The sequence below is a fragment of the Paenibacillus cisolokensis genome, from assembly GCF_018403665.1.
GTDB classification, from domain to species: Bacteria; Bacillota; Bacilli; order Paenibacillales; family Paenibacillaceae; genus Paenibacillus_AH; species Paenibacillus_AH cisolokensis.
Map to the genome: position 1 here is coordinate 1 of NZ_BOVJ01000027.1, position 13,147 is coordinate 13,147.

At 58.7% G+C, this 13,147-nt stretch carries 11 protein-coding genes and 2 pseudogenes; 2 read left to right on the forward strand and 11 right to left on the reverse strand.

The window, feature by feature from the left end; translation table 11 throughout:
- Positions 1-258 precede the first annotated feature (258 nt).
- The gene (locus tag PACILC2_RS04100; RefSeq protein ID WP_244863216.1) at positions 259-2,073 is read right to left on the reverse strand and encodes a M14 family metallopeptidase; all 1,815 of its coding nucleotides are present in this window, start codon (positions 2,071-2,073) and stop codon (positions 259-261) included.
- 367 nt (positions 2,074-2,440) lie between these two features.
- Between PACILC2_RS04100 and PACILC2_RS04105 the strand changes: the two genes are divergently transcribed.
- The gene (locus tag PACILC2_RS04105) at positions 2,441-4,630 is read left to right on the forward strand and encodes an ABC transporter ATP-binding protein (protein WP_213527658.1); all 2,190 of its coding nucleotides are present in this window, start codon (positions 2,441-2,443) and stop codon (positions 4,628-4,630) included.
- Positions 4,627-5,124 (forward strand): DUF1854 domain-containing protein, encoded by a 498-nt coding sequence (locus tag PACILC2_RS04110; RefSeq protein ID WP_213527660.1) that lies wholly within the window; start codon positions 4,627-4,629, stop codon positions 5,122-5,124. Before PACILC2_RS04105 ends, PACILC2_RS04110 begins: the two co-directional genes overlap by 4 nt.
- A 68-nt stretch (positions 5,125-5,192) precedes the next feature.
- Here PACILC2_RS04110 and PACILC2_RS04115 read toward each other — a convergent pair whose 3' ends face one another.
- The 10 genes and pseudogenes from PACILC2_RS04115 to PACILC2_RS04160 form a co-directional block, all read right to left on the reverse strand.
- On the reverse strand, positions 5,193-5,777 hold the full coding sequence (locus tag PACILC2_RS04115) for a TetR/AcrR family transcriptional regulator (RefSeq protein WP_213527662.1): 585 nt from the start codon (positions 5,775-5,777) through the stop codon (positions 5,193-5,195).
- A 3-nt stretch (positions 5,778-5,780) separates the two neighbouring features.
- Entirely contained in the window at positions 5,781-6,512 is a 732-nt protein-coding gene (locus PACILC2_RS04120; protein ID WP_213527664.1) for an MBL fold metallo-hydrolase, read from the reverse strand.
- 147 nt (positions 6,513-6,659) lie between these two features.
- Positions 6,660-8,014: pseudogene (locus PACILC2_RS04125) on the reverse strand (nucleoside recognition domain-containing protein).
- A gap of 22 nt (positions 8,015-8,036) precedes the next feature.
- Positions 8,037-8,765: a FeoB small GTPase domain-containing protein gene (locus tag PACILC2_RS04130; protein WP_062496036.1), complete on the reverse strand. Its 729-nt coding sequence runs from the start codon at positions 8,763-8,765 to the stop codon at positions 8,037-8,039.
- Positions 8,762-9,019, reverse strand: coding sequence for a FeoA family protein (locus PACILC2_RS04135; RefSeq protein WP_062496038.1), 258 nt, complete (start codon positions 9,017-9,019; stop codon positions 8,762-8,764). The genes PACILC2_RS04130 and PACILC2_RS04135 overlap by 4 nt, the downstream gene beginning before the upstream one ends.
- Before the next feature lie 356 nt (positions 9,020-9,375).
- Positions 9,376-10,230 (reverse strand): inositol monophosphatase family protein, encoded by an 855-nt coding sequence (locus PACILC2_RS04140; RefSeq protein ID WP_062496039.1) that lies wholly within the window; start codon positions 10,228-10,230, stop codon positions 9,376-9,378.
- A gap of 92 nt (positions 10,231-10,322) precedes the next feature.
- Positions 10,323-11,144, reverse strand: coding sequence for a sulfite exporter TauE/SafE family protein (locus PACILC2_RS04145; protein WP_244863217.1), 822 nt, complete (start codon positions 11,142-11,144; stop codon positions 10,323-10,325).
- 103 nt (positions 11,145-11,247) lie between these two features.
- Positions 11,248-11,982 carry an enoyl-ACP reductase FabI gene (gene fabI / locus PACILC2_RS04150; protein WP_213527672.1) on the reverse strand — a complete coding sequence of 245 codons (735 nt, stop codon included), beginning with the start codon at positions 11,980-11,982 and terminating at the stop codon, positions 11,248-11,250.
- A 156-nt stretch (positions 11,983-12,138) separates the two neighbouring features.
- Positions 12,139-12,455: pseudogene (locus PACILC2_RS04155) on the reverse strand (hypothetical protein).
- An 18-nt stretch (positions 12,456-12,473) separates the two neighbouring features.
- A partial coding sequence (locus PACILC2_RS04160; protein WP_213527668.1) for a D-alanine--D-alanine ligase family protein occupies positions 12,474-13,147 on the reverse strand: 674 nt, incomplete at its 5' end.

A 13,147-nucleotide genomic window follows, 5' to 3' on the forward strand; every position in this document is an offset into this window, starting at 1 on the left:
ACCGGAGACGATTTGACGAAAGACGGGGCGCACCGGATGAACCGGAGGCAATTAAACCGAAGGCCGGGCGTTCCGACGGACCGGAGGAGATTAGTCAGATGGCGGGGCGCGTATACGAACTTTGGATGGTTTGACAAATGGCGCGGACGGTTAGACAGGCAAATAGGAAGTAAATTTTATATTTCTTTAATTACAAAAAGCTGCATCAGCCGATGCAGCTTTTTTGTGGGGTGCGGTCTTTTTATGCACCAACAGTATCTATGCGGCGCTTCCTTTGCCGCCGCCCTTGGCCTCCTCCTCCGGCATCGTGACGGTTCCCGGCGCCGACGGCTCACGGATTCCGCCGTTCCCGTTGTCCGAACCATCCGCCGGTTTATCCCCCGGTATGATCTCCGAACTTTGCTCCGGATTATCCCCCGGCGCTTGCTCCGAGTTTTGCTCCGGTTCATCCCCTGGCGCTTTCCCCGGACCTTCCGATGGCTCATTCCCCGGCGCTACCCCCGGACCTTCCGATGGCTCATTCCCCGGCGCTACCCCCGGACTTTCCGATGGCCCATCCCCCGGCACCTTCCCCGAACCTTGCTCCGGTTCCTTGCCCGGCGCCTTTTCGGACGGCTTTCCCGGTTTGGGCGATTCGGCCACGAAATCGATGTCGCTTGTGCGAACCCACCAGGACTTGCGATCGATGCGGATCAGCGCCCAGTTTCTCCAAATTTCCAGCGCCTTTGCTTCCGCCGCTTTTTTCTGGATGGCCGCTGCCTTCTCATTCAAAGGAGAGTCGAACAGCTCCGCGCCTTGCGTGATGACGATTGTATCCGACTCCGGCTTCTCGAACGGTCCGCGAAGCGTTCGATTCGCGGGAACCCAGCCCGTTCCGCGGTCGGTGCGAATTTCGTACCAGTCGCCTTTCTTCCGAGTAACCGTATAGCGTCCTTCGTACAGTACAGCGATTTGATCCGCAGTCGGATCCGGCCAACGGCGAAGCGTTTCCGAGCGGGTCAGCCGAATTTCGCCTTTGGCGGTCTCCGCTTTCTGGCGCTTCATCCACAGCTTGTACCCTTCTCCTCCGAGCAGCCCGCCGATATCGCGGTGCTGTTTCCAGATGCGGTCCCATTCGGTCAGCGGGACGTTCGATTCGCCCGAATAGCGTCCGATTTCCGGCGTCAGCGCCGGCCGCCCGAATTCCTGAATGAACCAGTCGGTAAAACCGCCGCCCGACGGATTTTTGGACGGGGTAACGAGCCGGTATCCGGTTAGGGCCGCATAAGCGTTCGCGATCTGCCGATCTCGCTCGACGTTCGCTGCAGGGGTCAAAAAGTTCCAGTACAGTATTTCCCCCGATGAATGGTATGACACGGCAATTTCCGGCTTCGTCTCTCGCGCCAGCTTGACCATCGCCTGCGTTTCTTTCGCCTGTATCGGACGGATGCCTTTATAATTTTTATACCCGGGCGCGGGAGCCGGATTATGTATGTTTCCCCACCCGGCAGGATATTGCCGGTTCAAGTCGATTCCTTTGGCGTTAGCCTTCCAGCGTTTGAAGTTGCTGCTTCCTCCGTTCAACCGCAGAAGCTGCGGCCGGACCTCCGCGGGAAACGCGCCGGCTCCTTTCTGCTGCAGCGTGACGCCGTCCGGATTGACCATCGGCACAATCCGGAACGTGACGCGGTCGAGCAGATCGACGGCCCGGTAGGATCCGATCGTACCGTTCTGCACATACGCCTGCGCGTAACGGTCAGCCAGCGCCATAAGCAGAACGGTCGTGATCCATTCCCGCGCATGATGCGAGCCGTTCAGCAGGACGACGGCCGGTCCGTTGCCGAGGTCCATACTCCATATTTCGCGGCCGTATTCGCTCTTTCCGATCGAACGGATACGGATCAATTCGGGATAACGCTCCGCAAGCTTCTTCATATCTCGAACCATGATTTCATACGTGTAAATTTGCTTCGGATTGACTATGCCGCTGGCGGACGCTCCCGCTGGCACCCCCGTTCCGGCGGCCAACAGCACGGCGATCAGCAGGAGCAACATGCGGATAAAAGATGACGGATGTAATCGACTGCGATTCATGATGCATACCCCTCGTTTCGATATAAGAAAAATTCGACGCAATTCGCCATAATTGCGACAAAAGTCCCTTATTCGACACGATGGCAATCAATTCCTTTATCCGCCTGAATAAAAATTAGGTTAAAAGTCCTGGTTATTCGAATACCCGACTTCCGCATAGCGGGTAGCACAACGGATCGGACAAACCGGTAAGCGTTGAGGCTCATGACGGCAGATGGACACATGCCTAGAACGGTTATAATTGTTCTTTCGCTTGCCGGCGCCTCTCCTTCCGTGCCTTAATGATAGCATTGATGCCTGCGACGGGCCGGATTGAACCGCGCTTGCTGCAAAGAGGATTCAAGATTAGCGAGAAGAGGAGAACGTTATGCCGACATTCGAAAAACTGCCCGAAGAGATACGGCAATTTGTCGGATCCGAACCGCTGCTCGGCGTTAGGGCCGACCTGCTGCATGACGGACAATTCGGCGATCAGTGGCTTACCGTTACCGAGTCCGACGTCTCGGTCTGGCTTCCCGACGGCTCCAGGGTATTGCGGCTGACCGTCGAAACGATCGACGATGCCAGAGCCGTTGGCGGAATCGGCGGAGGCACGCTCATCGCGGATACGCAAGATGGCCCCGTCGTCATCCTTCGCTATACCGCGTCGCTGGCTTCCGTTTTCAACTACGCCGCCAAGCTGATCGGCGCGCTGGCCAAAGGGGAGGAGCGGCCAGCCGCTTCGAAGAACGACTTTCCCCGTCTATGCCCCAAATGCGCCAACCCGCTGCCGGAAGATTCGCAATCGTGTCCGATCTGCAAAAACAACAAAAAAGTGATTCTCCGCATGCTCGGATACGCCAAACCTTACAAGCCGCAGATGATCGGAGCGGCGGCTCTGCTCATCCTGACGACGCTGGTGGAACTGATACCGCCTTATCTCACCAAAGTGCTGCTCGACGACGTGCTTCAGCCGAAAACGATGGGCAGCACCCTGTTATGGGTCGTCGTCGGGCTCGCCGTTACATCGGTCGTTCTGTCGGCCATGCAAACCGTCCGCGGCCTGATCGGCGTCTGGGTCGGCTCCAGACTGATGGGCGACCTGCGCAAAGACATATACAGCTCGCTCATGCGCTTGTCGCTCGCTTTCTTCGACCGCCGGCAAACCTCGCAGTTTATCGGCCGCGTCAACAGCGATTCGGAGGCGATGCGCCAATTCATGACCGACGGCATCATATGGGTAGCCGGCGAGTCGCTGCGCGTTGTTGCAATATTCGCGATCATGTTTAATCTGGATTGGCGGCTGACAATGCTCGCTTTGCTTCCGGTGCCGGTAATGATCGTCGTCTCGATGACAGTATGGCCGATGATTGGCCGGCGCTGGTACCAGCAATGGCGCTCCATCTTTCGGCTGAACGTACTGGTCGGCGATTCGCTGCAAGGCATCCGCGTCGTCAAAGCTTTCGGCCGCGAAGGCACGGAAATGGGGCGCTATGAAGACGCAAACCGCGAAGTGGTGCGCCATAACATCCGCATCGAAGGGATGTGGCAGGGGCTCTTCCCGCTGTTCTCGTTCGTGGCCGGCATCGGCACGCTGCTCATCTGGTATTACGGCGGATGGTCGGTGCTGCGCGGGGAAATTACTATCGGGGTGCTGATGGCGCTCATCACTTACCTCGGCATGCTGCTTGGCCCGCTGCAATGGGTCAGCCAGATGATCAACTGGGCGAGCCACGCGCTGGCGGCTGCCGACCGCGTCTTCGAAATTATGGATACGCCGTCCGAAGTGCCCGATTCCGCCAACCCGGTGCCGGTTGGACGCGTCCGGGGAGAAGTCCGGTTCCGCAACATCACATACGGATACGAGAAGCATCATCCCGTGCTCAAAAATGTCAGCCTGGACGTCGCAGCAGGGGAGATGATCGGCCTTGTCGGCCATTCCGGCGCCGGGAAATCGACGTTCATCAACTTGATCTGCCGGTTCTACGATCCGGACGAGGGCATCATTACGATCGACGGCACCGATCTGCGCACCATCGCCCAAACCGATCTGCGCAGTCAAATCGGCGTCGTGCTGCAGGAAACGTTTCTGTTCGACGGCACGATCGCCGAGAACATCGCCTACTCCAAACCGGATGCGACGCCGCTCGAAATTATGCGCGCAGCCAAAATCGCCAACGCCCACGATTTCATCGTCAGGCTTCCGGACGGCTACGACACGCGGGTCGGCGAACGCGGACACCGGCTGTCCGGCGGCGAGAAGCAGCGCGTCTCCATCGCCCGCGCCATTATTCACGATCCGCGAATTCTCATACTGGACGAGGCGACCGCCTCGGTCGATACGGAAACCGAGCGCCAAATCCAGGAAGCGATCGCGCGGCTCGTGAAAGGGCGAACGACATTCGCCATCGCCCACCGGCTGTCAACGCTGCGCAATGCCGACCGCCTCGTCGTGCTCGATCACGGCCGAATCGCCGAGATCGGCACGCATGAAGAGCTGCTGGCGCAGGAAGGTGTCTACTTCAAGCTGGTAGAAGCACAGAAGGAACTGTCCAAAATTAAGGGGGTGGAAGGATGAACGACCCGTACGATATCCGGGTATTGCAGCCGGAGAGTATTTCTCTCAGCCGTGGCGCCGGCGGCGTCATGCAAGGCGTCGTCGACGGCAAGCCTTATTCCGAATTGATCGTTTTCCGGACATTCCCCTTTTTGTATACGACGCAATATTTGTCGATCCGGGATGCGAAGGGAGAGGAACTCGGCATCGTCGCAGATCTTGAGGAGCTCGACGCCGAAAGCCGGGACGTGCTGCGGCAGGAGCTGCGCTTCCGCTATTTCCTTCCCCGCGTCACCCGCGTCGACTCGGTCAAGCAGAAGACCGACTTGTGGATCTGGGAATTGCAGACCGATCTCGGGCCGACGCGGCTGGCGATGCGCAATTTGCACGATCATATGCAGTTTCCCGGCGGCAGCCGGATCATTCTGACCGACCTGACGGGCAAACGCTGCGAAATCCAGGATTGGAAGAAACTTGACGGCCATAGCCGCAAGCAATTGAACGACGTCATTTAAAAATTTACAACTTCTGCGCATAAGCAAGTACGGTATCGGCCAAGGCATCCGCATGCCGTGAACGATGATTATGTGGCCTGCCCCTGCTTCCGGATGGCACGAATTCCCGCAAGATACGAATCGACCAGCAAACGGAAGCTTTCGTCGAGGTCAAGCGGCATTCTGAAGCCGCCTACTCGCTCCAAAGAGGCAAAGCCGTGCAAAATGCTGCGCAACCCCCGAACGGTATGAAGCGCTTCTTCCGAGGTTAAGCCGTAATCGTCCAAAATGCGCACCAGCAGCCCGACGAGCCGCTCGCCCGCTGCGGCAACTTCGGGCTGCTGCGGGTCCGGCGCGCGGAGCGTCAGTTCATAGATGCCCGGGCGGGTGCGCGCGAATTCGAGATACGCCTTGGCAAGCGCCCGTACCGCATCGTCTCCGGATCGGCCGCCGCAAGCCGCATCAAGCTTTTCGTGCATTTGCTCCAATCCGTATAGAGAGAGCAGCTGCCGCAATCCGGGCAGCCCGTCCACATGATTGTACAGAGATGGCGTGCGGATATTGAGCTTTTTGGCAACCGCGGCAAGCGTAACCGCCTCCGTGCCTTGCGTATCGGCGATTTCCGCCGCGGCCTGCACGATCATCTGCCGGTCCAAACCGATTCTCGGGGACATGGCTTACCCCCTCCTTTGCGGGGCAGCGCTTTCCGCACCGCGCTCCGCTTCGGCGATGGCTTGCCCGATCTTATCCGCAGGATTGGCAATCATCCGCCCGTGCCCCACGGCGAGCAGCGTCGGACGAAGCGCCTGCAGCCTGCGCGCGCTCTCCAGCGCCAACGTTTTGCTCCACGTCGCGAATGCCGGGAACGGGAACCAAGGCCGGAATTGGCCGGAAACGGCGATCCCGCCCCGCGTCTGGAAAGCGTCGCCCGCAATCAACGCGCCGGTGCGGGTATCGAGGAACGCCATCGAGCCCGGGGTATGGCCCGGAGCGGCAACGGCCTGAAGCGAGCCGACGCGGTCTCCGTCGGCCAGCAGGACGTCCGCCCGCGTCTTCACCTTCTTCGGCACGCCGCCGCGTATCGGCGTATTCGGCTCATTCCGATCCAACGATACATCGCCGGCCAGCAGACGCGCATCCCGCGACGAGATGTGAACCGGCACATGCGGCAGATGCGCTTTGATCGCATCCAGCGCGCCTACATGATCGTCATGCGCATGCGTCAGGACGATGCGGGCGATCGGCTTGCCGATTCGTTCGGCTGCCTGGAGAATGCCTTTTTTACTGAACGGCAAGCCCGCATCGATCAAGGTCAGACCGTCGTTTTCCTCGATCAGATAACAGTTGACAGGGAAAAACCGGGGCAGAAAGGACAATTGGATGACATGTTGTACGCGCGTCACTTTCATTTCAGAAAGCACCTCTTTCCGAAAACTAATGTCATTAGTTTTACTATAAACTAATGACATTAGTTTTTCAAGTCGTTCGGGTGCGCCGCCAGCACCAAAAAACCGGCAGCTTCGGAATTTCTTCCTTTCTGCCGGTTTTTTGCATCATTACACCCAACCCATCGCCCGGACGAATTGCGCAATCAGGAACGTTACCCCGACCGCAATGCCGGTCGGCAGCAGCGCCGCTACGAGCGTCCACTTCAAGCTGCGCGTTTCCTTGTAAATATTGATCAGCGTCGTGCCGCACGGGTAATGAAGCAGGGAAAAGAGCATCATATTGAGCGCCGTAAGCCAGGTCCAGCCATGGCTCAGAAAAATGTCCTTAATGCCGGAGATGCCCTCCACATCGACCATGGCGCCGGAAGACAGGTAGCCCATCAGCAGAATCGGCAGCACGATTTCGTTGGCCGGAAGCCCGAGAATGAACGCCATCAGAATAAACCCGTCCAGACCGAGCAATCGGGCGAACGGATCGAAGAAGGCCGCGGCGTGGTCGAGTACGCTCGCGTCTCCGACGATGACGTTGCCGAGCACCCAGGTTATGATGCCCGCCGGCGCAGCGACGGCGACCGCCCGTCTCAACACCATCCAGGATTTGTCGCGAGAAGCGATCAAAATCGTCTTCAGCACCTGCGGACGCCGGTATGGCGGCAGCTCCAGCGTATAATGCGTCGGCACGCCGCGCAGCGCCGTCCGGGACAGCGCCCACGATACGGACAGCGTCACGACGATGCCGAACAGGACGATGCCCATCAGTATCGCCGAAGTGGCCAGCATCTGGAACTGGCTTGTGACACCGGCCGCCATGAACAGCGAGGCAAGCAGAATCAGTGTCGGCCACCGTCCGTTGCAGGGGACGAAATTGTTCGTCAGAATCGCCAGCATCCGTTCGCGTGGCGATTCGATGATTCGGGTCGACATAATCGCCGCCGCGTTGCAGCCGAACCCCATCGACATCGTCAATGCCTGCTTGCCGTGGCCGCCGGATTTTTGAACAGCCGATCCATGTTAAAGGCAACCCGCGGCAAGTACCCGAAATTTTCTAGAAGCGCAAAGATCGGAAAAAAGATGGCCATCGGCGGCAGCATGACGCTGACGACCCATGAGGTGCCCCGGTAAAGGCCGAGCACCAGAATGCCGTGCAGCCAGTCGGGGGCGTGCAACGCCTGAAAGGCCGCGGTCAAATAGCCTTCGATCCGGCCGAAAAAGCCGGCCAGCATCGAGGAGGGCACGTTCGCCCCGGCGATGGTAAGCCAAAAGACGACGCCGAGCATCGCCAGCATAATCGGAAAGCCCCATACCCGCGATGTCAGGATTCGGTCCAGCTTGTACGTTTCCATCAGTTTTTTGCGGTCTTTATAGGTGACGGTATCCGCGCACAGTTCGTGAGCTTTCCGGTAAAGGTCAACGACGATCTGATCGCGGATGCCGGTTTGCTCGCCTTTATCGATCTTCTGCATCAGCGACCGGAGCGCGGCGCCGTCAGTGTGCGCAGGAAAGCCCATCGGCGATCATCTCCTTCGTCTGCGAAGCGTTTGCCCCAAGGCGCCGCTCAAGCGCCGCGATGATGCTGTCGTCGCCGTCAAGCAGGCGCAGCGCAATCCAGCGTGCCGGGTAATCGTCCCCGATCAGACGGCGGACCTCCGGTTCCAGCTCCTGAATGCGGCGCTCGATCTCCTCGCTGTACTTCACCTGCACGGGCTTCGGTACGATCCGCCGCTTCGCCACGTTCTCGATTTGCCGGAGCAGCTCCGTTATGCCCTGTTTGTTTCGCGCTGAAATTTTGACGACAGGTACGCCCAGCTTCTCGGCAAGCAATTGCTCGCGAATTTCGATGCCGAGCTTGCCTGCCTCGTCGATCAAATTGAGACAAACGACCGCACGCGATGTCATCTCCAGCACTTGCAGCGCCAGATTCATGTTCCGTTCCATAGCCGTCGCATCCAGTACGATGACCGTAACGTCGGGCCGGTCCAGAACGATATAGTCCCGGGCCACTTCCTCGTCGACCGAGTTGGAAAATAACGAATACGTTCCGGGAAGATCGATGACGTTGTAAGTATGGCCGTTATACTCATATTCGCCTTCGGCGCGGACAACCGTTTTGCCCGCCCAGTTGCCCGTATGCTGGCGCAGCCCTGTCAGCGCGTTGAACAATGTGCTCTTGCCGGTATTCGGATTGCCGATCAGCGCAACGCGATACGTGCTCATTCTCCATCCTCCTTGCATATTTCACCGAAAATTCGTTCCCTCTCCTCCCGGCGGAGGGCGATCGTCGTATTGTTCACCCGGTACGCGACCGGATCGCCAAGAGGACTTGCCTGCAGCACTTCGATGACGGCTCCGGGGACGAATCCGAGATCAAGCAGCCTTCGGCGAAGCACGCCTTGCACCTGTATGCTTGCCAGTCGAATGCGCTGGCCCGTCGCTGCATCCATTAACGATACAAGCGGGGATGAACTCATCGCCGAAAACCTCCTTTATCGTGAACATGATTCATTGGCTCGGGGACACACTTTTGGCCAAGGGAAACTTTAGTCCTAAAAAAATTTCCCTGCCGATATTTACATCATACCACCATTTATATGTTGCGTGAACAGCAAAATGTTGCCTCCGGGAAACAACTGCTTGCTTGTTGGCTGCGGAGGCATCCGAGTCACATCCGAGATACATCCGAGATACATCCGAGTCACATCCGAGCGACCGAAGATCGCGGGCGAAGCGTTCGTAAACCGATACTTGAATACAGTTCGGCGCCATGCAAAAAAGCTCCCGGTCAGGGAGCCTGTACAACGCAAGAGCGGATTTTAGCCTTCCTCATTTACCCGATCGCCTCGGCAGACTTCAGCGTCGCGAGCAGTTCGTCATGAATCAGGCCGTTCGAAGCGACGACGTTGCGGACGCCAAGGTCGAACGGCCGGCCCGACGTATCCGTAATCTGCCCGCCCGACTCCCGGACCAGCAGCGCGCCGGCCGCCAGATCCCAGCAGTTCAGCCCGATTTCCCAAAAGCCGCTTAGCCGGCCTGCCGCCACATACGCCATATGCAGCGCTGCCGAGCCCGCTATCCGAACATTGCGCGCCTTCGGCACGACGGCCGCAAGCCCCTTCATATTAAGCGGCAGCGCATAGCTGTCGTCCGCCGGAAAACCGGTGGCGATCAAGCTGTCGGACAGCCGGTCTTCGCCGGATACCTGCATGCGGCGGCCGCGAACATAGGCGCCTTTGCCCTTCTCGGCGATAAACAGCTCGTCCTTCGACGGGTCATAGACCACCCCGACGATGACTTCGCCCTTGTGCGCAAGCGCAATCGAAACGGCGAAATACGGAAAACCGTGCACAAAGTTTGTCGTTCCGTCGATCGGATCGACAATCCACAAATATTCCGCGTCTCTCGCATTGCGCAGCGCTTGCGCCGACGCTTCCGGCCCGGGCTCGACCCCTTCTTCCCCAAGAAACGAATGATCCGGAAAATAAGTCAAAATCAGCTTGCGAATCAGTTTCTCCGAACCCTTGTCCACTTCGGTGACAAGGTCATGCGACGAATATTTCATATCCAGACTGGCGTAATTGCCCAGTTTGGTTTTAATCCATTCTCCCGCTTTGGACGCACAATTGATGGCCACGGCGGTAAAGCTTTTGCCGCCGACGACAGAATCGTTCCGCTGCTCATTCACGATCCATCACTCAACTCTCTTCTTATTTTCGCTTAACTCTACTATACGCCGGCAGTTCGCGATAGTTTCGCCCAATCTTATCCTCGATCGGTTCATTTTGCCGCCGCACCTTCGACGATCATTTGCGCCGCCAGCGCAATCAGCGTCAGGCGGAGCAGCCACAACAGCCCTTTGCCCGACATCCGTCCCGCGATGTAGGCGCCCAGCCTGCCCCCGATCCAGGCGCCCGGGAGAAGCGCCGCCGCAAGCAGGTAATCGATCTCTCCGAGCCAGGCGTGAACGGCGCTGCCCGTAATGGAAGACAGAAAAATGACGAACATCGATGTGGCCGTCGCGATATGAGGCGGGAACCCGAACAGCAGCACCATGACCGGCACGAACAGCGACCCGCCGCCGATCCCGAACAGTCCGGAAACAGCCCCGACGGCACAGCCGACCGCGAGCATCGGAACGACGGCGTAGCCGTACGTGTACGCCGTCCCGTCCGCCTCGGCGATCGTGCGCCACACGGGCCACTGCCGCCGGATCGGCCGGATATAATCGCGGGCGACAAGAAGCGCCGCCATCAGCAGCATGAAGCAGCCGAAGACGAGCTGGAACGTCCCGTTCCGCAGCTGGGCCGTCAGCGCCGAGCCGATCATGGCGGAAGGGCCGCTCGCCGCGAACAGCAGCCAGCCGCTGCGAAAATCGACCTTGCGCCGTTTGGCGTAAGCCAGCGTCGAAGCCAGCGCGGTCACGATCAGCACCGCCAGCGATGTGCCGACAGCGGTCGGATGGCCGATCGCCTCTCCCGTCAACGCAGGTCCCAGCAATACGAGCGAAGGGACGATAATAATGCCGCCCCCCAGCCCGACGATACTTCCGAAGGCAGCCGCCACGAATCCGAGCGCGACAAGCAGCCCCCATTCGAGCACGTCAATTCCCTCCATTCCTCTATCAAAACATAGTCCGGCCAAGCAGACACCGGCCCGGAGCAAGCTCCGGCCGGTGTCCGATGTCCTTCATCATGACAGACGGTTATACGCCGACGATATTGTAGCCGTTGTCGACGTAGATGACTTCGCCGGTAATGCCCCGGGACCAGTGGCTCATCAGGAACGTTGCCGTGTCGCCCACTTCGGCCGCTTCCGTCGTGCGGCGCAGCGGCGCCTTTTCCTCGACCTGCCGCAGAATGGAGTTGAAGTCGCGAATGCCTTTCGCCGCCAGCGTCCGGATCGGGCCCGCCGAGATCGCGTTCACGCGAATGTTGTATTGGCCGAGATCGTTCGCGAGATATCGGACCGACGCCTCCAGCGCCGCCTTCGCCACACCCATGACGTTGTAGTTGCGCATCGCCCGTTCGGCGCCCAAATAGGTCATCGTGACGATGCTGCCGCCTTCCGTCATCAGCGGATACATCCGCCGGGCGACGGCCGTCAGCGAGTAGGCGCTAATATCGTGGGCCAGCGCGAAGCCGTCGCGGGAAGTATCGACGAACAACCCTTCCAGCTCTTCCGTCTTGGCGAATGCGATGCAATGGGCGAGGCCGTGAAGAACGCCGAAATGCTCTTTCAATTGCACTGCAAGCTCGTCGATTTCGGCGTCGACGGTGACATTGCACGGCAGGACGATCGAGCCGGGAATCGTGTCGGCCAGCTTCTTCACCCGTTCCATTACCCGTTCGCTTTCATATGTAAATGCCAGCTGCGCGCCTTGAGCGGCAAGCGACTGCGCAATCGCCCACGCGATGCTCCGGTCGTTGGCCACTCCCATTACCAATATTTTTTCCCTTCCAGCAATCCGCTCATTCGTTCGGTATCCTCCTTATCCCCTACAGGAAAAAGAATTACATTCCATTACAACGTACATGATTCCGCGGTCCAATGCAAGCTTGTCCGCTTCGGCCGGCCGCTTCATCCGGGCTTCCGGCTACCGGCGTTCCCCGAAAAACATTTCGTCCGCCAGCGCGGTCAGAACGCGGGACTCTTCCTCCGTTAACTTGCGGACAAGCTCCATCTCCACTTCCGTCACCTCATCGCCCTGAAAATTGATTTCGGCGATAGAGGCCAGGATGCGGACGATCGCGATCGCTTTGTTCTCCGGCGTATAAGCGAACACCTTCTGACCGGTCGGATAGACGCGGAATCCGCTCTTGACCATTTTCCGCGTCCGTACTCCAGCAGCTCGTACAACTCCTGCTCCGACTTGAATTTGCATACGGAATTGAATTCGGTTGCGAATCCCACGAATCGCCACTCCCCTCGTTAAGATTTGGGCGCCCCGGAGCCGAAATCGAGCCGCTGCTTCTCGGCATGACGCTCGATGGCCAGCTCGATCAATGCGTCCAGCAGCTCGCGGTAGGACAGCCCGCTTTCCTTCCACAACAGCGGATACATGCTGTACGGCGTAAAGCCCGGCATCGTGTTCACTTCATTGACGAGCAGCGCGCCGTCCGCCTTGCGGAGGAAGAAGTCGACTCGCGACAGGCCCGAGCCGTCGATCGCCTGAAACGCGCGGATCGCCATTTCGCGTGCCGCTTCCGCCGTCTCGTAAGGCAGATCGGCCGGTATTTCCATAACCGATTTGCCGTCAATATATTTCGCCTTGTAATCGTAGAAATCGTTCGACGATTTGATCTCCCCGGGTACGGACGCTTTCGGCTCGTCATTGCCAAGCACGCTGACTTCGATCTCGCGGGCGTCGACGAATTCTTCGACGATTACTTTCCGGTCATAGCGGAATGCCAGGTCGATCGCCGCAATGAGTTCTTCGCGGTTTTTCGCCTTCGAGACGCCGACGCTCGATCCGAGATTGGCCGGTTTGACAAAGCACGGGTAACCGAGCGACACTTCCACTTCCATGATGAAATAGGCAGGGTCTTTCTCCCACTGGGTCCGGTTAAAGTAACGGTATACGCATTGGGGCAAACCTTCCTGCG

Coding starts and splice junctions, on each gene's coding strand:
- PACILC2_RS04105 (WP_213527658.1), top strand. CDS start 2,441: ATGCCGACATTCGAAAAACTGCCCGAAGAGATACGGCAATTTGTCGGA.
- fabI (WP_213527672.1), bottom strand. CDS start 11,982: ATGGGAGTGGCCAACGACCGGAGCATCGCGTGGGCGATTGCGCAGTCG.
- PACILC2_RS04135 (WP_062496038.1), bottom strand. CDS start 9,019: ATGAGTTCATCCCCGCTTGTATCGTTAATGGATGCAGCGACGGGCCAG.
- PACILC2_RS04130 (WP_062496036.1), bottom strand. CDS start 8,765: ATGAGCACGTATCGCGTTGCGCTGATCGGCAATCCGAATACCGGCAAG.
- PACILC2_RS04110 (WP_213527660.1), top strand. CDS start 4,627: ATGAACGACCCGTACGATATCCGGGTATTGCAGCCGGAGAGTATTTCT.
- PACILC2_RS04115 (WP_213527662.1), bottom strand. CDS start 5,777: ATGTCCCCGAGAATCGGTTTGGACCGGCAGATGATCGTGCAGGCCGCG.
- PACILC2_RS04100 (WP_244863216.1), bottom strand. CDS start 2,073: ATGAATCGCAGTCGATTACATCCGTCATCTTTTATCCGCATGTTGCTC.
- PACILC2_RS04120 (WP_213527664.1), bottom strand. CDS start 6,512: ATGAAAGTGACGCGCGTACAACATGTCATCCAATTGTCCTTTCTGCCC.